The 21748-nt window shown below is 67.2% G+C and carries 19 protein-coding genes; 14 read left to right on the forward strand and 5 right to left on the reverse strand.

Annotation, left to right across the window (positions count from 1 at the left end; translation table 11 throughout):
• Positions 1 to 238: 238 nt before the first annotated feature.
• From dapE to map, 5 genes are read right to left on the reverse strand one after another with little or no spacing between them, the layout of a single operon-like run.
• Positions 239 to 1366, reverse strand: a complete 1128-nt coding sequence (gene dapE / locus AC3WTC_RS04130; protein WP_025877640.1) for a succinyl-diaminopimelate desuccinylase — start codon at positions 1364 to 1366, stop codon at positions 239 to 241.
• On the reverse strand, positions 1363 to 1728 hold the full coding sequence (locus tag AC3WTC_RS04135; protein ID WP_080149330.1) for an arsenate reductase: 366 nt from the start codon (positions 1726 to 1728) through the stop codon (positions 1363 to 1365). The genes dapE and AC3WTC_RS04135 overlap by 4 nt, the downstream gene beginning before the upstream one ends.
• 13 nt (positions 1729 to 1741) lie before the next feature.
• Entirely contained in the window at positions 1742 to 2833 is a 1092-nt protein-coding gene (gene dapD / locus AC3WTC_RS04140) for a 2,3,4,5-tetrahydropyridine-2,6-dicarboxylate N-succinyltransferase (protein ID WP_025877642.1), read from the reverse strand.
• Entirely contained in the window at positions 2833 to 5442 is a 2610-nt protein-coding gene (locus AC3WTC_RS04145) for a [protein-PII] uridylyltransferase (protein ID WP_492710761.1), read from the reverse strand. The genes dapD and AC3WTC_RS04145 overlap by 1 nt, the downstream gene beginning before the upstream one ends.
• A 20-nt stretch (positions 5443 to 5462) precedes the next feature.
• Positions 5463 to 6305, reverse strand: a complete 843-nt coding sequence (gene map, locus AC3WTC_RS04150; protein ID WP_080277585.1) for a type I methionyl aminopeptidase — start codon at positions 6303 to 6305, stop codon at positions 5463 to 5465.
• Between the two features lie 173 nt (positions 6306 to 6478).
• Here map and AC3WTC_RS04155 point away from each other — a divergent pair, with 173 nt between their 5' ends.
• The 14 genes from AC3WTC_RS04155 to rseP all read left to right on the forward strand — a co-directional run bounded on the left by AC3WTC_RS04155 (position 6479) and on the right by rseP (position 21713).
• A complete protein-coding gene (locus AC3WTC_RS04155; RefSeq protein WP_025877648.1) occupies positions 6479 to 7006 on the forward strand; it encodes a Csu type fimbrial protein in 528 nt (175 codons plus the stop codon).
• A complete protein-coding gene (locus tag AC3WTC_RS04160) occupies positions 7006 to 7761 on the forward strand; it encodes a fimbrial biogenesis chaperone (RefSeq protein WP_312400530.1) in 756 nt (251 codons plus the stop codon). Before AC3WTC_RS04155 ends, AC3WTC_RS04160 begins: the two co-directional genes overlap by 1 nt.
• Positions 7762 to 7768: 7 nt before the next feature.
• A complete protein-coding gene (locus tag AC3WTC_RS04165; RefSeq protein WP_312400529.1) occupies positions 7769 to 10108 on the forward strand; it encodes a fimbria/pilus outer membrane usher protein in 2340 nt (779 codons plus the stop codon).
• The gene (locus AC3WTC_RS04170) at positions 10105 to 11139 is read left to right on the forward strand and encodes a Csu type fimbrial protein (RefSeq protein WP_080149335.1); all 1035 of its coding nucleotides are present in this window, start codon (positions 10105 to 10107) and stop codon (positions 11137 to 11139) included. Before AC3WTC_RS04165 ends, AC3WTC_RS04170 begins: the two co-directional genes overlap by 4 nt.
• Before the next feature lie 327 nt (positions 11140 to 11466).
• A complete protein-coding gene (locus AC3WTC_RS04175) occupies positions 11467 to 12165 on the forward strand; it encodes a fimbrial biogenesis chaperone (protein WP_492710703.1) in 699 nt (232 codons plus the stop codon).
• Positions 12166 to 12384: 219 nt separating this feature from the next.
• On the forward strand, positions 12385 to 13188 hold the full coding sequence (gene rpsB, locus AC3WTC_RS04180; RefSeq protein WP_025877657.1) for a 30S ribosomal protein S2: 804 nt from the start codon (positions 12385 to 12387) through the stop codon (positions 13186 to 13188).
• A 125-nt stretch (positions 13189 to 13313) separates the two neighbouring features.
• Positions 13314 to 14192 carry a translation elongation factor Ts gene (gene tsf / locus AC3WTC_RS04185; RefSeq protein ID WP_032975792.1) on the forward strand — a complete coding sequence of 293 codons (879 nt, stop codon included), beginning with the start codon at positions 13314 to 13316 and terminating at the stop codon, positions 14190 to 14192.
• Positions 14193 to 14461: 269 nt separating this feature from the next.
• Positions 14462 to 16000: a sensor domain-containing diguanylate cyclase gene (locus AC3WTC_RS04190; protein WP_025877660.1), complete on the forward strand. Its 1539-nt coding sequence runs from the start codon at positions 14462 to 14464 to the stop codon at positions 15998 to 16000.
• Positions 16001 to 16119: 119 nt separating this feature from the next.
• Positions 16120 to 16848 carry a UMP kinase gene (gene pyrH, locus AC3WTC_RS04195; protein ID WP_025877663.1) on the forward strand — a complete coding sequence of 243 codons (729 nt, stop codon included), beginning with the start codon at positions 16120 to 16122 and terminating at the stop codon, positions 16846 to 16848.
• 97 nt (positions 16849 to 16945) lie between these two features.
• Positions 16946 to 17500 (forward strand): ribosome recycling factor, encoded by a 555-nt coding sequence (frr, locus tag AC3WTC_RS04200; protein ID WP_049465365.1) that lies wholly within the window; start codon positions 16946 to 16948, stop codon positions 17498 to 17500.
• Positions 17501 to 17505: 5 nt separating this feature from the next.
• Entirely contained in the window at positions 17506 to 18273 is a 768-nt protein-coding gene (gene uppS / locus AC3WTC_RS04205; protein WP_140226663.1) for a polyprenyl diphosphate synthase, read from the forward strand.
• Entirely contained in the window at positions 18270 to 19106 is an 837-nt protein-coding gene (locus tag AC3WTC_RS04210; RefSeq protein ID WP_025877667.1) for a phosphatidate cytidylyltransferase, read from the forward strand. The genes uppS and AC3WTC_RS04210 overlap by 4 nt, the downstream gene beginning before the upstream one ends.
• 2 nt (positions 19107 to 19108) lie before the next feature.
• The gene (locus AC3WTC_RS04215; RefSeq protein ID WP_080149340.1) at positions 19109 to 20299 is read left to right on the forward strand and encodes a 1-deoxy-D-xylulose-5-phosphate reductoisomerase; all 1191 of its coding nucleotides are present in this window, start codon (positions 19109 to 19111) and stop codon (positions 20297 to 20299) included.
• Between the two features lie 55 nt (positions 20300 to 20354).
• Positions 20355 to 21713 carry an RIP metalloprotease RseP gene (gene rseP, locus AC3WTC_RS04220; protein ID WP_492710704.1) on the forward strand — a complete coding sequence of 453 codons (1359 nt, stop codon included), beginning with the start codon at positions 20355 to 20357 and terminating at the stop codon, positions 21711 to 21713.
• The last annotated feature ends 35 nt before the right edge of the window (positions 21714 to 21748 follow it).

The raw sequence follows: 21748 nt of genomic DNA on the forward strand, positions 1-21748 counted from the left end.
TCTGTTTCGTCGGCAGCGTCAGGGGGGTAGAAGAGACAGGCGCCGGGCCATGCCCGGCGACGCGGATCACACCAGCAACCCCACGCTCACCCGGTAGCGCCGGGCCATGCCCGGCGACGCGGATCACACCAGCATCCGCACGCTCACCCCGGTGGCGCCGGGCCATGCCCGGCGACGCGGATCACACCAGCATCCGCACGCTCACCCGGTAGCGCCGGGCCGTGCCCGGCGACGCGGATCACACCAGCAACCGCTCCACCAGTCGCTGGTACAGCCCCGGCAATGCTTCCAGCTCGTCCACGCGCACGTTCTCATCCACCTGGTGGATGCTGGCGTTGACCGGGCCGACTTCGATGCACTGCGCGCCCAGGGGTGCGATGAAGCGCGCATCGGAGGTGCCACCACCGGTGCTCTCTTCCGGTGCGCGACCGGTGTGCTCGGCCAGCACCGCGCGCGCCGCTGCGCGCAACGTACCTTCCGGGGTGTAGAACGGCTCGCCACTGCGGTGCCACTTCAGCGTGTACTGCAGGCCATGGCGGTCCAGCAGCGCAGTGATGTCCGCTTCCAGCTTCGCTGCATCCCAGTGCGGGTTGTAGCGGATGTTGAAATCCACCTCCAGCTCACCGGGAATCACGTTGTTGGCACCGGTGCCGGCATGGATGTTGGAGATCTGCAGGCTGGTCGACGGGAAGCTCTCATAGCCCTCGTCCCAGCGCCGTGCGCTCAGTTCGGCCAGCATGGGCGCGGCAAGATGAATCGGATTGCGCGCCTTGTCCGGGTAGGCCACGTGGCCCTGCACGCCTTGCACGCGCAGCTTGGCCGACAGGCTGCCGCGACGTCCCACGCGCAGCAGGTCACCCAGCGTGGCGGTGGAGGACGGCTCGCCGGTGATGCACCAGTCGATGCGCTGGCCACGCTCGGCGAACAGCCGCGCGACATGGCGCACGCCATCGATCGCATCGCCTTCCTCATCGCTGGTCAGCAGCACCGCCAGCGTACCGGCGTGCTGCGGATGGGCCGCAACGAACTGTTCGGCAGCGATCACGAACGCGGCCACGCTGCCCTTCATGTCGGCGGTGCCGCGACCGTACAGCACGCCATCGCGGATCTGTGGCGCGAACGGATCGCTCTGCCACGCCTCGCGCGGGCCCGGCGGCACCACGTCGGTATGGCCCAGCAGGACCAGCACCGGCGCGCCGCTGCCGTGCGTGGCCCACAGGTTGTCGACCTCGCCCAGCCGCAGGTGCTCACAGGTGAAACCGGCCGCCTGCAGACGTTCACCAATCAGCGCCTGGCAACCGGCATCGTCCGGGGTCACCGACGGCCGTGCAATCAGATCGCAGGCCAGGTCGAGGACGGCGCTCACGCGCCGCCCACGCCGAAGCGCGCCTTGAAACCGTTGTCGCTGAAACCCTGGCTGACCTTGCCGTCGGCAGTCACCACCAGCGGCCGCTTGATCAACTGCGGGTACTCGCGCAGCAGCAGCTTCCATTCCGCCTCCGAATCGGCGGCCTTGCGGTTGTCCGGCAGCTGCCGCCAGGTGGTGGAGGACCGGTTGACCATCGCCGCCAGGCCACCCAGCTGGGCGGCCCATTCCAGCAGCGTTTCCGGGCTGGGTTTGTTGTCGCGGTAGTCGACGAAGGTGTACGGCACGCCGAAGCGGTCCAGCCACTTGGTCGCCTTCTTGCAGGTATCGCAGTTCTTCAGACCATGGACGGTGGTGCTCATGCGCGCGGCCCCGTCAGTCGGCCAGGCCGCGCAGCAGGTCGTTGACGCTGGTCTTGCTGCGGGTGCGGGCATCGACCTGCTTGACGATCACCGCGCAGTACAGCGAGTGGGTACCGTCCTTGCTCGGCAGCGAGCCGGACACCACCACGCTGTACGGCGGAATGTAGCCGTAGCTGATTTCGCCGGTGGCGCGGTTGTAGATGCGGGTGCTCTGGCTGAGGAACACGCCCATGCCGATCACGCTGTGATGGCCGACGACCACGCCTTCCACCACTTCCGAACGCGCGCCGATGAAGCAATGGTCTTCGATGATGGTCGGGCTGGCCTGCAGCGGCTCGAGCACGCCACCGATGCCGGCACCACCGGACAGGTGGCAGTGCTGGCCGATCTGCGCGCAGGAACCGACGGTGGCCCAGGTGTCGACCATGGTGCCTTCGCCGACGTAGGCACCGATGTTGGTGAAGCTCGGCATCAGCACCACGTCCTTGCCGAAATACGTGCCGCGACGGGCGATCGCACCCGGCACCACACGCACGCCGCCACGGCGGAACTTCGCCTCGTCATAGCCGGCAAAGCGCGATTCGACCTTGTCCCAGAACGGTGCCGGGCGTGCATCGACCACGGCCATGTCGTTGACGCGGAAATACAGCAGCACCGCCTTCTTCAGCCATTCGTTGACCTTCCAGCCACCATGGCCATCGGGTTCGGCGACGCGGAACTCGCCGCTTTCCAGGCCATCGATCACGCGGTTGACCAGCGGCCGGGTCGAGCCTTCCAGTTCGTGCAGGGTCAGCGTGGCGCGGCGCTCGAAGGCGCTTTCGATGCCGAACTTCAGTTCTTCCACGCCCGGCCCGGCCGGCTTGCGCAGCGACTTGCGTGCGATGTTCTCGGCGCGCGCAGCTTCGGCGGTCTTGGCCGGGACCTTCTTTGCCGGCGCCTTCTTCGCTGCAGCCTGTTTCGGCACGGCGGCCTTCTTCACCGCTGCGGTCTGGCCCGCCTTCGGCTGTTGTGCAGCTTTCTTCGCAGCCGGGGCAGCGGCAGTAGTCTTTCTGGCCGCGGCGCTCTTGGCAGTCGCGGCAGTCTTCTTTGCAGGCTTGGTGGCCATCAGGCGGGGTCTCCGGCGTTTCGATCAGGGTCCAGGCAGGCCAGCATTGCGTCATGCAGCTGCTGCCGGGCGGATTCAGTCAGGGGGAGGTCGTGTTCGTCACTGATCACGAAGGTGTCTTCGGCGCGTTCGCCGAATGTGGCAATGCGCGCGTCCTGCACGCGCAGTCCCTGGTTGCGCAGCACGAACGCCACGTCGGCCAGCAGGCCGGGGCGGTCGGGCGCGACCAGGGCAAAGCGGGTCGCGCCGGGTTCATCGCGGAACTCGATGCGTGGGGCGAAACGGAAGTGGCGCAGCTGGCGTGGCACCACCCGGCGCGAGGGACGCAGCCGCGCAAGGTCGCCACTGAGCGCCTCGCGCAGGGCCGCTTCCAGGTTGGCGCTGCTGCCATCGGCAAACGTATCGGCCGGGCTGACTTCAAAATTATCGAAAATCGTCTCGGACGGACCATCCAGCACGCGTGCGCGGTGGATGCCGTAACCCTTGCGGTCCAGGGTCATCACGATCGCGGCAAACAGGCCATCACGGTCCGGCGAGTGCACGAACACTTCCAGCGCCGGGTCGTCAACGCTGATCCGGCGTACCTTCACCAGCGTCTGGCCCTGCTTGATCGGCACCAGTGCGGCAGCCTGCCAGGCCAACTGTTCCGGGCGCAGGCGGATGAAACCTTCGTCAGGCATCACCGCGAACTGGCGGTCGATGGTGGCATCGTCGTAGCCCTGCTCGCGCACCAGCGCACGCACGCTGTCGCGCGCTTCGGCCACGCGCTCGGCCGCCGGCACCGGATGCTCCAGGCCCTCGCGCAGCGCGCGGCGGGTAGCGAAATACAGATCGGCCAGCAGCCGGTCCTTCCACGCGTTCCACAACTTCGGGCTGGTGCCGGCGATGTCGGCGCAGGTCAGCAGATAGAGGTAATCCAGGCGGTCGCGGCTGCCGACCAGGGTCGCGAAGCGATGGATCACGTCCGCATCGGCGATGTCCTGCTTCTGCGCGGTCACCGACATCCGCAGGTGCTGTTCGACCAGCCAGGCCACCAGTTCGGTATCCGAACCACTCAGCCCCTGCGCGTGGCAGAACGCCCGTGCATCGACCGCGCCCAGTTCGGAATGATCGCCGCCGCGCCCCTTGGCGATGTCGTGGAACAGGCCGGCCAGCAGCAGCAGTTCGGGCTTGCGCAGGCGCGGCCAGACTTCGTGGGCTATGGAGAAACGTTCATCGGCGCGACTGCTAGCAAACAGCCCCATGTTGCGCAGGACCATCAGCGTGTGCTGGTCGACGGTGTAGACATGGAACAGGTCGAACTGCATGCGCCCGCTGACCTGGGCGAATGCGGGAATCCACTGCCCGAGCACGCCCAGCCGCGCCATGCGCGAAAGCGTGTCGACCGGGCGCTGGCCACGCAGCAGAGCCATGAACTGTTCGCGCGCGTCAGGGTCTGCCTGGTCATAGGCAGGCAGCAACGGCAGCGATTCGGCCAGCGCGCGCGCAGTCAACGAATGCAGGCCACGGATCTGCGGATTGTTCGCCCAGCTGGCGAACAACGCGAAGACCTGGCCGATGTCAGCATTCGGCCAGTCGGCATCGTTGGCCGCCAGATAGCCACGGCGCAGCGCGAACCCCACGGTCAGCGGCTCAGGCTGTGCCTCGCCATCGAACTGTTCCTCGAAACGTTGCAGGAGACGATCACTGATCCGCCGCACCACCGAAGCGGCGCGGTAGAAGCCCTGCATCATCTTCTCGACGCCCAGGCTCTCGGCATCGTCCTCAAAGCCCAGGCGCGCGGCCAGGGTCTTCTGGTAATCGAAGCGCAGGCGCTCTTCCGGGCGTCGCGCCACCAGGTGCAGGCCGAAGCGCAGTCGCGCCAGCACCGCACGTTCGCGCTTCAGCGCTGCGGCCTCGTCAGCGCCCAGGTGGCCCAGGCCGACCAGCGCTTCCAGATCGCGCACGCCAAACGCACGCAGCGCCATCCAGCCCAGCGTGTTGAGATCGCGCAGGCCGCCGGGGCCATCCTTCAGGTCCGGCTCCAGGTTGTCGGCGGTGTCGCCGAAACGCTGGTGGCGGTTGCGCAGTTCTTCCAGCTTGGCCAGGAAGAACGCACGCGGCGGCCACAGCTCGCGGTCATCCACTGCCGCACGCAGCGCACGCCGCGCCGCCTCATCGGCCATCAGCGGGCGCGCTTCGATCAACGCCGTCAGCACGGTCTGGTCGGCCGCAGCCTCGCTGCACTGCCCGCCCGAACGCACCGCGTGGCTGACCGCCAGGCCGCAATCCCACAGCAGCGCGAACAGGCGCGCGAGCGCCTCTTCATGGGCCAGCTGCGCCTGCGGATCGCCGAACACCAGCAGGTCGATGTCCGAGCGCGGGAACAGTTCACCGCGCCCATAGCCACCGACCGCAAACAGCGACAGGCCACTTTCGGCCGGCAGGCAGCGCTGCCACGCATGGCGGATCAGGTGATCGGCCGCGCGCGCGCGCAATGCCAGCAGGCGCTCGATGTTGTCGCCCTGGTCGAAGCGGCGGTACAGGCGCGTATCGGCCTGCTGCAGCGCGTCGCGCGCGGCAGCAGCCCAGTCCGGGTCGTTGAGCGACGCGGCCGGCGTGTCCAGCAGCGAACTCGCCGGCAGCATCGTCAGGAGACCTGCGACTCGCCCGGCGACAGGGTCAGCACGTCCACGCCGGTCTCGGTGACCGCGATCATGTGCTCCCACTGTGCCGACAGCTTGCGGTCCTTGGTCACCACGGTCCAGCCATCGGGCAGCACCTTGTTGTAGCGGGTGCCCTCGTTGATCATCGGCTCGATGGTGAAGGTCATGCCCGGCTGCAGCACCAGGCCCTGGCCCGGACGGCCGTAATGCACCACCTGCGGCTCATCGTGGTAGACCTTGCCGATGCCGTGGCCGCAGTACTCGCGCACCACGCTGAAACGCTCGCCTTCGGCGTAGCTCTGGATCGCATGGCCGACGTCGCCCAGGGTTGCGCCCGGACGCACCGCGCGGATGCCGCGCCACATCGCTTCATAGGTGGCGTCGACCAGGCGCTTGGCCATCACCGACGGGGTGCCGACGAAGTACATGCGGCTGGTGTCGCCATGCCAGCCGTCCTTGATGACGGTGACGTCGATATTGATGATGTCGCCATCCTTGAGGACCTTCCCTTCGCTGGGAATGCCGTGGCAGATGACATTGTTGACCGAGGTGCACACGGTCTTGGGGAAGCCGCGGTAGCCGACGTTGGCCGGAATGGCGCCCTGCACGTTCACGATGTGGTCGTGGCAGATGCGGTCCAGTTCCTCGGTCGTGACACCGGGCTTGACGTGGGGGGTGACGATGTCGAGCACTTCGCTGGCCAGGCGGCCGGCGATGCGCATCATCTCGATTTCCTGCGGGGTTTTGATATTCACGCTCATGGCTCCCATTATCGCCGATCCGGCCGCAATCTGAACGAACGCCACCCAACTGGCGATCCGGGGCATGCACGGATCCGGCAAGGAACGTGAAAGCGTGATGGGCCACACCCTTTCGATCGCCTGTTTCTCACGGAATACAGACACTTGCGGTGCCTACGCTGGCCCCACTGTCGTCAAATCGGCGCCGAACGTGCCGACTTCGCGCTGTTCAACGGACCTTCGGGTCAGGGAGGTTGTCCATGCGATCCACCGTTCGTTCCCCCTGGGCTTGGGCCTTGGCCCTGCTGGTGGCTGGCCCGGCCGCCGCCGCCGACACCACTACGTTCAACGTCACCCTGGTGGTCACCAAGGCCTGCACCATCACTGCGGCCGCCGCCACCAACGTCGACTTCGGTACCGCCGCCTCCACCACCGCCACCCCGACCCTGGGCCAGGGCACCGTAACCGCACAGTGTTCGGCGCTGACCCCGTACACCATCTCGCTCAACGCCGGTGCCAATGCCGGTACGGCCAATGACGTCACCACGCGGCGGATGAAGAACACCAACGCAGCAGTGACGGCCAACAACTACGTGGGCTACCAGCTCTACCAGGATGCCGCGCATACCCTGGTGTGGGGCGCCACCACGGGCACCAACACCCAGGCCGGTATCGGCACCGGCCTGGCGGTGCCCTACATCGTCTACGGCCAGATCCTCAACCTGAGCACGGCCAACGCTGCGACCGGCAACTACCTGGATACCGTTACCGCCACGATCACCTATTGATGGAGCACGCCCGCATGGCCGGATCCCGCCCGTGGCGCGCCACCGGCGTGGCGCTGCTCGTTCTCAGCCTGCTGCTTTGGGTCACCGCGGCCTCGGCGACCAGCCTGCAGGTCGCGCCCACCAGCCTGCAGCTGGAGGCACGCCAGCGCGCCGGCGAACTGTGGTTGACCAACAGCGGCACCTCGCCGGTGAAGCTGCAGGTCCGGGTATTCCGTTGGGTGCAGCAGGACGGCAACGAACAGCTGCTGCCCACCGAAGATCTGCTGGCCACGCCACCGATGCAGGAGTTGGCCGCCGGCCAGCAGCAGCTGGTACGGGTCATGCGCGCCGCGGCCGACGCACCGGCTGCGCAGCAGTACTACCGGTTGATCGTCGACGAGGTGCCCGATCTGGCCACGCGCACCGAAGGCATGCAGTTCGTGCTGCGCTATTCCATCCCGGTATTCGTGCAACCCGGAGCTGGCAGCCGGCTGGCACCGCAGCTGCACGCCCGCCTGGTCCGGCTGGACGACGGTCGCAATGGCGTGGAAGTAGGCAATACCGGCAACAGCTATGCGCAGATCGCCGACCTCGCTCTGGGCAGCCCGGAGCGGCCGCGCATCGTCCATCCCGGCCTGCTGGGCTATGTGCTGCCCGGCCAGGTCATGCGCTGGCCGCTGGAGCGCACGGCGATCGACCGCGACAACGACCAGATCACGGCCAAGCTCAATGGCGAGTCGGAACAGACGTCGCTGCCGCCACCACCGGCTCGCTGAGGCGCTGATGAGCGCAGCGCTCGGTGCGGCCGTGTCCCCGGCGGCTCATGCAGCCGATGTCTCCGGGGTCTCCGCCGATGCCCTGCTGCCGCCACCAACCCCACTCACGGCCAACCAGACGCTGTACCTGGACGTGACCCTCAACAGCACGCCGCGCGGCCTGCTGCCCTTCACCGACAACCGTGGCCGCCTGCAGGCCAGCCCCGAAATCCTGCGCCAGCTTGGCTTCAACGCCAGCGGCGATGCCCCGGTGTACCTCGACCAGATCAGCGGTGCGGTGGTGCGCTATGACGCGCACCTGCAGACCCTCGCGCTGGACGTGCCGCTGGACCAGTTGACCCTGCCCACGACCGTGCTCAGCCGCCCGCAGGTCCGCGCTTCCCGCGGCAGCGCCTCGCCCGGCGTCCTGCTCAATTACGACCTGTACGGCAGCCGTGTCGACAGCCTCGGCAACCTTACCCTGAGCTCTGAACTGCGAGTGTTCGGCATCGGTACCGGCACCTTCGAGAACACCGCCGTCAGCCGTCGCTACCAGACCGGCGACCGCCACTGGCGCAGCGAAAGCGTACGCCTCGATACGCGCTGGACGCTGGACTTCCCGGACAAGGCGCTGACTTTGGAGGTGGGCGATTTCTACAGCGGGTTTGTCGACTGGAGCCGGCCGGTACGCCTGGGCGGCATCCAGATCGGTCGCAATTACGGACTGCAGCCGTACCGTGTCCTTACCCCGACTCCTGCCTTCCTTGGCCAGGCGGTGGTGCCATCCACGGTCGAGCTGTATGTCGATGGCCTGCGCCAATACAGCGGGCAGGTACCGGTCGGGCCGTTCCAGCTGGCGGCGCAGCCGGGCATCAGCGGTACCGGCAGCGCGCAGGTGGTGGTTACCGATGCCTTCGGCCGCATGCAGACCCTGGATTTCAGCTTCTACGGCACCCAGCAGCTGCTGGCCAAGGGCCTGTCGGACTGGTCTCTCGGCGTCGGCCAGCTGCGCGAGCAGTTCGGCGAACGCTCCTTCGCCTACGACGACCGTACCGTGGCAAGCGCCAGCTGGCGCGGCGGCGTCAGCGACACATTCACCGGCGAAGCACATGCCGAGGGCGGCGGCGGCCTGGCCCAGGCCGGCGTGGGTGGGTGGTGGCTGCTGGGCGGCGCCGGCGTGCTCAATGCCGCCTATGCGCACAGCCGCTACCAGGGCCTGCAGGGCGGACAGTGGGCGCTGGGGTACAGCTGGAACAACCGGCGCTTCAATTTCAACCTGCGCAGCGTGCGCAGCCACGGCGACTACCGCGACCTGGGCGCGCTGCAGGCCAACCTGCCGCCCAGCATCAGCGAGCAGGCCACGGTCGGCCTGGACCTGTTGCGCCTGGGCACCCTCAGCGCCAGTTACCTTCGCCTGCGCTACCCCGATGGCGATGACAACCGTTATGCCAGCCTGTTCTGGTCACGCAGCTGGAGCCCGCGCTGGTCGGCCTACCTGTCGGTCAACCAGAACCTGGACGACAGTGATGACCGCAGCGTCTACCTGTCGCTGACCGCAAGCCTGGGCAACAACCGCCAGGCCAGCCTGTCCAGCCAGCGCAATGGCGACCGCCAGAGCTGGGTCGCCGATGTCACCCAGCCGGTCCCGGGCGACGGCAGCGCAGGCGGTATCGGTTGGCGCGCGCAGGTCCGCCACGGCGACGGCGGCAGCGGCGGCCTGGCCGAAGTCGGCATCCTCAACGATGTCGGCCGCTACGCCTTCGGTGCCTCCCGCCAGGCGGGCCTCAACTACGCCTATGGCAGCGCCAGCGGCAGCCTGGTGTGGATGGCCGGGCACACCTTCGCCGCCCGCGAAGTCGCCGACGCCTTCGCCGTGGTCAGCACGAATGGCGTTGGCGGTGTGCCGGTGCGGCTTGAGAACCGCCTGATCGGTGCCACCGACGAGCGTGGCCTGCTGCTGATCAGCCCGCTTCTATCCTGGCAGCGCAACCGCGTCTCCATCGACACCCTGGACCTGCCGGCGGACATGCGCGCTGATCGCATCGAGGACTGGGTGACACCTCGCCAGCGCGCCGGCACCGGCCTGACCTTCAACCTGCGTTCGCGCGCGTCATTGCGGCTGATCCTGCAGGACATGCGGGGGCAACCGCTGGAGGTGGGCAGCGAAGTGCAGCTGCCCGATGGCCGCCAGGCCACCGTCGGCTACGACGGCCTGCTGTACCTGGAGGACGTTGCACCTGGCAGCGTGCTGTACATCACCAGCAGCGGTGGCCAGTGCCGTGTCCGCGTGCCGGCACCGCAGGTGGTCGCCGTCGGGGCCAGCGCGCGCCCGGTCCCGCTGCAATGCGTGCCGGAGGTGGCGCCATGAGGATGCTGCTGCTCGGCCTGCTGCTTCTGGCCGGCCTGATCGCCAGTGCACCGACACGCGCGGCCGCGACCTGCACCGCCACCGCCGACGCGCTGCTGCCCTTCGGCAACGTCAGCAGCGGCGCGGCAGGCGCCACCCCCGGCACCTTGAACATCACCGTGAACTGCTCCACCGCCGCACTCAGCCTGGTCGCCACCACCGGCATCCGCGTCTGCATCGGCCTGGGCAATGGCACCGGCGGCACCAGTACCTCGCCGTGGCGGACAATGGTCAACGGCAGCAGTGATCCGCTCAATTTCCAGATATACAACGTCGCCAACTACAGCGAAGTCACCGGCCTGGCACCGCGCGGCACACCTCCCGCACAGGAGCTGACGATGACCTACAACGTGCCGCTGATCGGCGGCTCCGGCAGCCGTACCACGCAGTTGTTCGCACAGATCCCGGCCAACCAGGTGCTGGCCTCCGGCAACTACAGCAGCACCTTCACCGGGGCCAACGTGGTGCTCACCTGGGCCTGGAACGAGGTGCTGCTGGGCACCGCCACCGTACCGGCCACCTGCAATGGCGGCGCTACCGGCACCAACACCGCCAGCAATGCCTTCACCTTCAATGCCACTGCCACCGTGCTGCCGCAATGCGGCAGCTACCTCACCACCACCATGGATTTCGGCAACGTCACCGGCGGCATTCCCGCCAACATCGACCAGACCGCCACCCTCACCCTGACCTGCCTCAAGCGCACCGCCTACCAGGTCGGCCTGAACAACGGTCAGAACAACCCGGCCCTTACCACCACCCGGCGCATGCGCACCACCATCGGCGGCAACAGCTATTACCTGACCTACGAGCTGTACCGGGACGCTGCGCGCAGCCAGCGCTGGGGCAATACGCTCACCGTGGACACCTTCAGCGGCGTCGGCACTGGCAGCGCGCAGACACTGAACATATTCGGGCGTGTGCCTCCCGTTGCCGGACAGCCTCCGGCGGGCACCTACAACGACCTGGTGCAGGTGACGATCACCTACTGAGGGGAGCCCGCTCTACAGAATTCCCCCTGTCGGCCGATACCGCGCATCAAGTCGACAACACGGTGGATCGCAGGTGGTTCGGGCAGTACTGATCGGAGTGATGTCCATCGCCAGCACGACAGCGTGGGCCGACCCGGCGCCCGTCCCAATGCAGATCCGCCTGACCGTGGTTGAAGGCTGCGTCGGCACGGGGGGCGGCCCACGTTGCCCGGTGCCACAGCAGCACAGCGACGGCGGTCACCTGCCGCCCCAGGTCCGTGAACTGGCCCCGCCAGCGCAGGACGAGCAAGGGCGTGCCGCATCCGAACCACCCACCACCTATTACTGATGCACCGGCTGCTGCCCCTGTTGATGGCACTGCTGCCCATGCCCTTGCAGGCGCTGGACCTGATGCCGACCACGTTGCACCTGCCTGCTGCACAGGGGCGGACCGAGCTGTGGCTGCGCAATCCTGGCCCCGGGCATTGGCGCGGCCAGGTGCAGATCTGGGCGTGGGACCAGCAACCGGGCGCCGAACACCTGCAACGCAGTGCGCAGGTGCTGGCCAGTCCGACCCTGCTGGATCTGCCGGCCGGCGCCCGCCAGCGCGTGTGGTTGCTGCCGGCGTCGTCCGCGCCTGTGGCCGCTGAACAGGCATTCCGTATCATCCTGGCACCGGCAGAACCGGCCATGCCGCGCTATTCACTGCCCCTGTTCCGCAGCGAACCGGCCGGCCCAGCGTCCCCCTGCCTGCAGGCAGAGCTGGTGGTCAACGGGTCGCAATTCATGCTGAGACTGTTGAACAGTGGCACCCGTCACGCGCGCTTGAGCGACCTTGCCTATGAGACGGCTGGCGGCCAGCGCAGCCTGCTGCTGCCCGGTCTTGCCGGCTACGTACTGGCGGCGCGCCAGCGCGAGTGGCAGTTGCCGCCGCGCGCCGATGGCTATGCAGGCGGCAGGTTCCACGCCCGCCTGCAGGACGGCACAGAGGTGATCCTGGCGGCACAGACACCCGCAATTGCAGCGAGCCAGCCAAGCAGGCTATAATTGCCCGGATGTCCTGCCGCCCCGTGCGCGGGACACCGTCCACACCGGACGTCACCGGTGAATCCACACCTGCTGCCCCCATCCGTGCCGGGGTGCTCCGCAAGGAGTTCGGCCACGGAGGCAACAGGGAAGCCCAACCCCGGAACCTTCAGCGCTTCCACGCGTCCCGCATACCTATCCCGCGGGCGGAATCGCCGGTTCCCCATCAGGAGTTCTGCAATGCCCCAGGTCACCATGCGTCAGATGCTGGAAGCCGGCGTCCACTTCGGCCACCAGACCCGTTACTGGAACCCGAAAATGGCTCCGTACATCTTCGGCGCCCGCGGCAAGATCCACATCATCAACCTGGAAAAGACCGTCCCGCTGTTCAACGACGCGATGAACTTCATCTCGTCGGTTGCCCAGAAGCGCGGCACCATCCTGTTCCTGGGCACCAAGCGCAGCGCGCGTGAGTCGATCCGCGAAGAAGCCGAGCGTTGCGGCATGCCGTTCATGAACCAGCGTTGGCTGGGCGGCACCCTGACCAACTTCCGTACCGTCAAGCAGTCGGTTGCCCGCCTGAAGGAACTGGAAGCCGGTGAATCCGACGGCACCTTCGAGAAGCTGGTCAAGCACGAAGTGCTGGGCCTGCGTCGCGAGCGCGACAAGCTGGAAGCCTCGCTGGGCGGCATCAAGGACATGAACCGTCTGCCGGACGCGATCTTCGTCATCGATATCGGCCACGAAGACATCGCCATCAAGGAAGCCAAGAAGCTCGGCATCCCGGTGATCGCCGTCGTCGATACCAACTACAACCCGGAGCTGGTGGATTACGCGATCCCGGGCAACGACGATGCCATCCGTGCCGTGCAGCTGTACGCACGCGCCGCTGCTGACGCCGTGCTGGAAGGCAAGGCTGCTGCACCGCACGCTGCCACCGTCCGTGAAGAAGAGTTCGCCGACGCTCCGGCCGAAGAAGGCAAGCCGGCTCGCCGCGCTCCGGCCAAGAAGGCTGCTGCCGACAAGGGCGAAGCCCAGGCCTGATCCAGGCCCCGGTGGGCGCCACGCGCCCACCTTTCCTGTCCGCTGCCGATGGCGCGACGACAGGAAACTGTCACACGGGCCGGCCACCATGCCGGCCCAACCCCTTTCTTTCGTGAGGTAATCCCGTGGAAATCACTGCTTCCCTGGTCAAGGAACTGCGCGAGCGCACTGGCGCCGGCATGATGGAATGCAAGAAGGCGCTCACCGAGGCCGGCGGCAACATCGACGCCGCTGCTGAAGCGCTGCGCAAGTCCGGCGCTGCCAAGGCCGACAAGAAGGCTGACCGCGTGGCCGCCGAAGGTCGTCTGGGCCTGGCCCAGGACGGCGGCAAGGCCGTGCTGGTCGAGATCAACTCGGAAACCGACTTCGTCGCCAACGACATCAACTTCAAGAACTTCGTCGATTCCGTCGCTGCCGCTGCACTGGCATCGGGCGCCGCCGACGTGGAAGCCCTGAAGTCGGCCACCCTGCCGACCGGCCAGACCGTCGAAGAAACCCGCGCGACCGCCGTGCAGACCCTGGGTGAGAACATCCAGATCCGTCGCCTGGTCAAGCTGGACACCACCGGCAACGTCGGTTCCTACGTCCACACCAACGGCAAGGTCGGCGTGCTGGTCGACCTGATCGGCGGCGACGCCGAACTGGCTCGCGGCCTGGCCATGCACGTGGCCGCGCTGAAGCCGCCGCACAACAAGGCTGCCGATGTGCCGGCCGAGTTCGTGGAAAAGGAAAAGGAAATCGAACTGGCCAAGATGTCCGAGAAGGACAAGTCCAAGCCGGCCGACATCCTGGAAAAGATCATCAGCGGCAAGATCAACAAGATCGTCAGCGAAGTGACCCTGTACGGCCAGAGCTACGTCCTGGACGGCGACAAGACCGTCGAGCAGGTGGTCAAGGCCGCCGGCGCCGACGTGGCTGGCTTCCAGCTGCTGGTCGTTGGCGAAGGCATCGAGAAGGTGGTGGAAGACTACGCCGCCGAAGTTGCCAAGGCGATGCAGGTCTGATTCCAGCCTCACGGCTGCAATGAAACCAGAAGGAGCCGCGGGAAACCGCGGCTCTTTTTTTATGCCGGTGGGCCTGCGGGTGCCCTTCACCTGTGGGTGGCCGAATCTGTGGGTGCGCACCGTTGGTGCGCACACCGACACCTTTGCGTTGCAAGCGAATCAAGCCGATACTCGGCAAAGGGAACCTGCAGTCACATAACAGGAACGAAATTCGCAGACTGTGATGCATTCCTAGGTATTCTTGTCCTAATGGAATTGAACGACCCGACATGCCTCCCGAGCTGACAGCTGCACTGGCGCTTTGCCGCAACCTCCCCTCGCCGCCCGGTATTGCCCTGCGCATCATCGAACTGGCCCAGGACCCGGAGGCGGACATCGCAACCGCTGCGGACATCATCGCCATCGACATGGCGCTGAGTGCGCGCATGCTGCGTATCGCCAATTCACCGCTGTATGCCAGCCGGCGCCGGATCGAGAACCTCGGCCAGGCGCTGACCATGCTCGGGCTCAACGCTACGATCAGCCTCGCCCTGGGCTTCACTGTCACCCAGGGCCTGACCGGCAAAGGCGGCGCCGACCACGATCTGCGCCAACGCGCCTGGAAGCGCAGCATCCTCAGCGCGCTGGCGGCCAGCCAGCTCGGCCAAGCGCGCGGCCTGCGCAGGCTGGAGGAGCTGATGCTGGCCGGACTGCTGCAGGACATGGGCGTGCTGTGCCTGGCCCAGGCCGAATCCGAACGCTACCTGCCCTTGCTGCGCGAAGCGCGCGACAATCCCGACCTGATCGCGCGCGAGCGCCAGGAACTCGGCTGCAGCCACGCCGACGTCGGTGCATGGGTGGCCGAGGAGTGGGGCCTGCCGCGCTACCTGGTGGACAGCATCCGCCACAGCGAAGACGAAGGCACCGCCGAAAATCCGTTCCAGGCCTGCGTACAGCTGTCTGGCGCGGTCGCCGACATCTGGCTGGATGAAGACGCCGATGGCGCACGCGAACGCGCCCTGCAGCAGGTCCACGACCGCCTGCAGATGGACAGCGCCCGCTTCGACCAGGTGCTGGCGCGGATCAGCGAAGCGCTGCCGGACATCGCCAGCCTGTTCGAGAACGGCCTGAACTCGCCGGCACGCGTGCGTGAACTGATCGACCACGCCCAGGAACTGGCCACCCTGCGCAACCTGCGCGAACTGCAGGATGCCGACCAGGCCCGCCGCCGCGCCGATGAATTCGAGGCCCGCGCCAAGCGCCTGGCCGACCAAGCCCATCGCGACGCGTTGACCGGCGTCCTCAACCGCCGCCAGCTCGAAGCCGTGCTGGAACAGGAATTCCTGCGCGCCGGCCGCCATGGCTGGCCGTTGTCGGTGGCCTTCATCGACCTGGACGATTTCAAGAAGATCAACGATGCACACGGCCACCTGACCGGCGACGAGGTGCTGCGCGCCTTTGCCGGCAAGCTGCAGGGGCAGCTGCGCAACAGCGACACCGTGGCCCGCTTCGGCGGCGAGGAGTTCGTCGCGCTGCTGCCCAATACCAGTGAATCGGTGGCCCTGGACGTGATCCGCCGGGTACTGGCGAACATCGTCGCCACCCCGATGGCGGAACTGGAAGGTGGCCCGCTGTTCATCACCTTCTCGGCCGGCGTGGCCACCCAGGGCGGCTACGAGCGCTTTGCCGGCGTGCAGGACCTGCTGCGCGCCGCCGATGACGTGCTCTACCGCTCCAAGAACCTGGGTCGCAACCGGGTCATCGCACGCTCTCCCGGCGAACTGGGGCATGATGAACTGTCTGCCACTGCTGGCGCCGAGCTGGGCTGAATGGTGCGCCCCGGATGCACGGGGCACACCGGTATTTTGCGCCGCAGTGCACAAAACGCTTTGGCCGCGCGCCGCTTGCGCGTAGAATCGCCCGCGATTTCCACGCACCCGAGGTCCCTATGTCCAAGCTCGCCTATCGCCGCATCCTGTTGAAACTTTCCGGGGAGGCGCTGATGGGAGATGAGGACTACGGCATCGACCCCAAGATCATCAACCGCCTGGCCCGTGAAGTCGTCGAGGCCCAGCAGGCCGGCGCCGAAGTCGCCCTGGTCATCGGTGGTGGCAACATCTTCCGCGGTGCTGGCCTGGCCGCTGGCGGCATGGACCGCGTCACCGGCGACCAGATGGGCATGCTGGCCACGGTCATCAACGCGCTGGCCATGCAGGATGCGCTGGAGAAAGTGGGCGCAAAGGCCCGCGTGATGAGCGCGATCAAGATCAACGACGTGTGCGAGGACTACATCCGCCGCCGCGCCATCCGCCACCTGGAAAAGGGCCGCCTGGTGATCTTCGCCGCTGGCGTCGGCAGCCCGTTCTTCACCACCGACTCGGGCGCCGCCCTGCGCGCGATCGAGATCGGCGCCGACCTGCTGCTGAAGGCAACCAAGGTCGATGGCGTGTACGACAAGGATCCGAACAAGTACAGCGACGCTGTCCGCTTCGACAGCCTGAGCTACGACGAAGTGATCCGCCGTGGCCTGGAAGTGATGGATACCGCCGCCTTCGCCCTGGCCCGTGACAGCGACCTGCCGATGCGCGTGTTCGACATGGGCCAGCCGGGCGAGCTGCTGAAGATCCTGCACGGCGAGAACATCGGCACCCTCGTCCAGGGCCGCGATCCGGCCTGAGGCTGAGCGCAAGGCGACCTCCGGGCCGATTCAGGCCCGGCGGCGTCCCGTATTCGCCTATAATCGCCCGATTCCAGTTACATCCAGGACCCTGGCGATGCTCAACGACATCAAGAACAACGCGCAGACGCGCATGGCCAAGAGCATCGACGCTCTTAAGCACACCCTCACTTCGATCCGCACCGGTCGCGCCACGCCGGCCCTGCTGGACCGCGTCACGGTCAATGCTTACGGCAACGCCAGCACCCCGCTGAACCAGGTTGCGTCGATCTCCAACGCCGATGCCCACTCCCTGCTGGTCACGCCCTTCGACAAGAGCATGATCAAGGAGATCGAAAAGGGCCTGTACAACATCGAGCTGACCCCGAACACCATCGGCACCTCGATCCGCGTCAACCTGCCGCCGCCGACTGAAGAGCGCCGCAAGGAACTGGCCAAGCAGGTACAGAAGGAAGGCGAAGGCGCCAAGATCGCCATCCGCAACATCCGCCAGGACGCGAACAAGGAAATCGCCAAGCTGCTGAAGGACAAGGCGATCAGCGAAGACGACAAGAAGCGCGGCGAAGACGATATCCAGAAGCTGACCGACAGCAACATCAAGGATGTCGATAAAGTCGTTGCCGACAAGGAAAAGGAACTGATGTCGGTCTGAAGTCGATGCCTTCAGTCCCGCCTCCCCTGCCGGCCGCCCTGCCGCGCCACGTTGCCATCATCATGGATGGCAACGGGCGCTGGGCACAGCTGCGCCGTCGCCCCCGTGTGATCGGCCATCGTGCCGGCGCGCGCGCGGTCAACCGCACCATCGAGCGCTGCCTGGAACTGGGCATTCCGGCGCTGACCCTGTTCGCGTTCTCCAGCGAGAACTGGGGCCGGCCGCAGGAAGAAGTCGATGCGTTGATGAAGCTGTTCCTCGGCGCGCTCGACCGCGAAGTGGACGAGCTGCATCGGCGCGGCGTGCGCGTGCGCTTCATCGGCGAACGCGAGCGCTTCGGTGCTGCCTTGGTCAGCCGCATGCAGCTGGCCGAACAGCGCACCGCTGACAACCGCGCCCTGACCCTGTCTATCGCCGCGAGCTATGGTGGCCGTCAGGACATCGCCCGTGCCGCGCGCGCACTGGCCGTTGAAGTTGCAGCCGGCCGCCTGCTTCCCGAGCAGATCGACGAATCCCTGCTGGGGCGACAGGTGGCCCTGGCCGACCTGCCGCCACCGGACCTGTTCATCCGCACCGGCGGCGATACCCGCATCAGCAATTTCCTGCTGTGGCAGCTGGCGTATACCGAGCTGTGGTTCACCGAAGCGCTGTGGCCGGATTTCGATGCCGCGCAGCTGCAGCTGGCGCTGGATGCCTACGCCAGCCGTGAGCGCCGCTTCGGCCTGACCAGCGCCCAGATCGCCGCCCTGGCCACCGAGACGTCCAGCCCATGACCAAGACCCGAGTCCTCGCCGCGCTGATCATGGCGCCGGTCGCCATTGCGGCGATCCTGTTGCTGCCCACGCAATGGCTGGCCGCCGCCGCCGCTGCCGTGCTGCTGATCGGCCTGTGGGAATGGCTGAAGCTGGCCGACGTCGAAGACACCCTCGCCCGCACCGTGCTGCTGGTCCTCAACCTGGTGCTGATGGTGCTGCTGGTGTGGGCCGATGCCGGCACCCTGGTGCTGTTCCAGATCGCGACCCTGGTGGGCGTGGCATGGTGGCTGGGTGCGCTGGTGTGGCTGCGCTTCTTCAACTTCGGCGCGCAGCCTGGCAGTCCGGCGCGCATCCTCAAGCTGCTGGCCGGCACCCTGGCCATCGTGCCGGCGTGGGCTGCGCTGGTGCTGATCCATGCCGGCGGCGACCCGCCCGGCCATCAGGGCCACCTGTGGCTGCTGGCCGCACTGGCACTGGTCTGGGCCGCTGATTCGGGCGCCTACTTCGCTGGCCGTCACTTCGGCAAGCACAAGCTGGCACCGCGGATCAGCCCGAACAAGACCTGGGAAGGCCTCGTCGGCGGGCTGATCGCCGGCGTTGCGGTGGCCGTCGGCCTGGGCTGGCTGGCCGGCATCGATGCCGCGCACCTGCCCGGCCTGCTGGTTACCTCGGTCGTGGCCGTATTCGCCTCGGTACTGGGCGACCTGTTCGAAAGTCTGATCAAGCGCCATGCCGGCGCCAAGGATTCAGGCCACCTGATCCCCGGCCACGGCGGCGTGCTCGACCGCGTCGACGGCGTGCTGGCGGCCATCCCGGTGTTCGCACTGGGCAAGGAAATCTTCGGGTTCTGACCATGGAAGCTGCTGCAGACCTGCGCCGGGTCGCCGTATTCGGCGCCACCGGCTCGATTGGTGCCTCCACGCTTGACGTGATCGCCCGCCATCCGCTGCGGTACCAGGCCACCGTGCTTGCCGCCGGCCGCCAGGTACAGGCGCTGCTGGCCCTGTGCCGGCAGCACCGGCCCGCGCATGCGGTGATCGCCGATGAAACCCTGTATGCCGAACTGCGCGACGGCCTGCGCGAAGCCGGCCTGGCCACCCAGGCCCACGCCGGCCATGCCGCGCTGGACCAGCTGGCGGCCAGCGACGCCTGCGACACCGTGGTTGCCGCGATCGTCGGCGCCGCCGGCCTGTCCTCGACCCTGGCCGCCGCTGCGGCCGGCAAGCGCATCCTGCTGGCCAACAAGGAATCGCTGGTACTGGCCGGCGAACTGCTGACCCGCACCGCCGAACGTGCCGGCGCCGAGATCATCCCGATCGACAGCGAGCACAGCGCGATCTTCCAGTGCCTGCGTTCACGGGATGCCAGCCTCGACGGTGCCGGCGTGCGCCGCATTCTGCTGACCGCCTCGGGTGGCCCATTCCGCGGGCGCAGCCGCGCCGAACTGCAGCAGGTCACCCCGGCCCAGGCCGTGGCGCATCCGAAGTGGTCGATGGGGCCGAAGATCTCGGTCGATTCGGCGACGTTGATGAACAAAGGCCTGGAGGTCATCGAGGCCCACCACCTGTTCGGCATCCCCGGCGAACGCATCGAGGTGCTGGTACACCCGCAGAGCCTGGTGCATTCACTGGTGGAGTTCGTTGACGGCTCCACGCTGGCGCAGATGGGCCTGCCGGACATGCGCACCACCCTGGCCGTAGGCCTGGGCTGGCCGCAACGGATCGAATCGGGCGTGTCCGGGCTGGACCTGCTCGCCCAGGGCCGGCTGGATTTCGAGGCCCCCGATACCGACGCCTTCCCCTGCTTGGCCCTGGCGTGGCAAGCGATGCGCGCCGGCGGCACCGCCCCGGCCGTGCTGAACGCTGCCAACGAAGAGGCTGTTTCAGCGTTTCTTCAGGGCCGCATAGGCTTCCTGACCATTCCGGCGCTGGTTGCTAACGCTCTTTCAACACTGCCGACCGAACCAGCCGATACACTTGAGGTTCTGTTGTCCGCCGACCAGCGGGCCCGCCAGCTGACCCTGAACGCCATCGCCGCCACCTGAACAGCGCACCCATCCCGTATGACGCCGCCGCCCGTGTCCGCCAATGTGAACCTGCATGACTGACTTCATCGGATCGGTCTGGTGGATGATCGTCAGCCTTGGGCTGCTGGTCACCTTCCACGAATTCGGGCACTACTGGGTTGGGCGCCTGTGCGGGGTCAAGGTGCTGCGCTTCTCGGTCGGCTTCGGCCGTCCGCTGTGGTCGCGCCGCGACCGCCATGGCACCGAGTTCGCCATCGCCGCCATCCCGCTGGGCGGCTATGTGAAATTCCTCGACGAACGCGAAGTCGAGGTCCATCCGCACGAGCGCGGCCAGGCCTTCAACCACAAGACCGTGTGGCAGCGCATCGCCATCGTCGCGGCCGGCCCGATCGCCAACCTGCTGCTGTGCATCCTGCTGCTGTGGGCGATGTTCGTGATCGGCAAGCAGGACTATTCGGCAACCGTCGGCCGCGCTACCGGCATGGCCGCCACGGCCGGGCTCGGCAGTGGTGACCGCCTGCTGCGCGTCGACGGCCGCGATGTGATCACTCTGGGCGAGGCCAGCATGGCCCTGACCGCGGCGGCGATGGATCGTCGCGACGTGACCCTGCAGGTGCTCGACCCCGCAGACCAGCTGCGCTCGCGCACCCTGCCGCTGTCGCAGCTGCCGGCTGGTTTCGATGAACGCCGGGTTCCGATCCTGGCCGGCGTGTACTGGCGTGCGTGGCTGCAGCCGCCGCTGGTGGACACCATCGTGAAGGGTTCGGCTGCAGAGGGTCACCTGCAGGCCGGCGATCTGATCGTGGCGATCGACGGCCAGCGCATCGACAGCGTCGAACAGGCCATCAGCGAAGTGGGCAGCCTCGGCCGCCGCGGTGGCCCGGCGATGATCGAGGTGCTGCGTGGTGGCGAGCGCCTGGCGCTGGAGATCACCCCGCGCCAGGGCAAGGACGGCAAGGGCCAGCCCACCTGGCAGATCGGCGCGGGGTTTGCCGAGAGCTACAGCCCCGCCTACGACACCCTGCTGAAGTTCGGCCCACTGCAGTCCGTGACGGTGGCGGTGCGTGAAACCGGCAGGATGGCCGCCGACTCATTGGCCATGATGGGCCGGATCGTGACCGGCAAAGCCTCGCTGCAGAACGTTTCCGGCCCGGTCACCATTGCCCGGGTCGCCAATATTTCGGCCAAACGTGGCGTGGACTGGTTCATCCAGTTCCTCGCCCTGCTGTCGCTGAGCCTGTGCATCATCAACCTGCTGCCGATCCCCATCTTGGACGGCGGCCACCTGCTGTATTACCTTATCGAGTTGGTCAAGGGCAGCCCGCTGAGCGAGCGTGCCGTCGCCGCCGGCCAATACATCGGCCTGGCGTTGCTGGCCGGGCTGATGGGATTGGCGTTCTACAACGACATCCTCGGCCTGGTCCCGCGATGAACTTTTCCATGTTTTTGCCGTCTACAGCGTCGGCA

Source organism: Stenotrophomonas sp. FW305-C-20-S1, assembly GCF_058783335.1.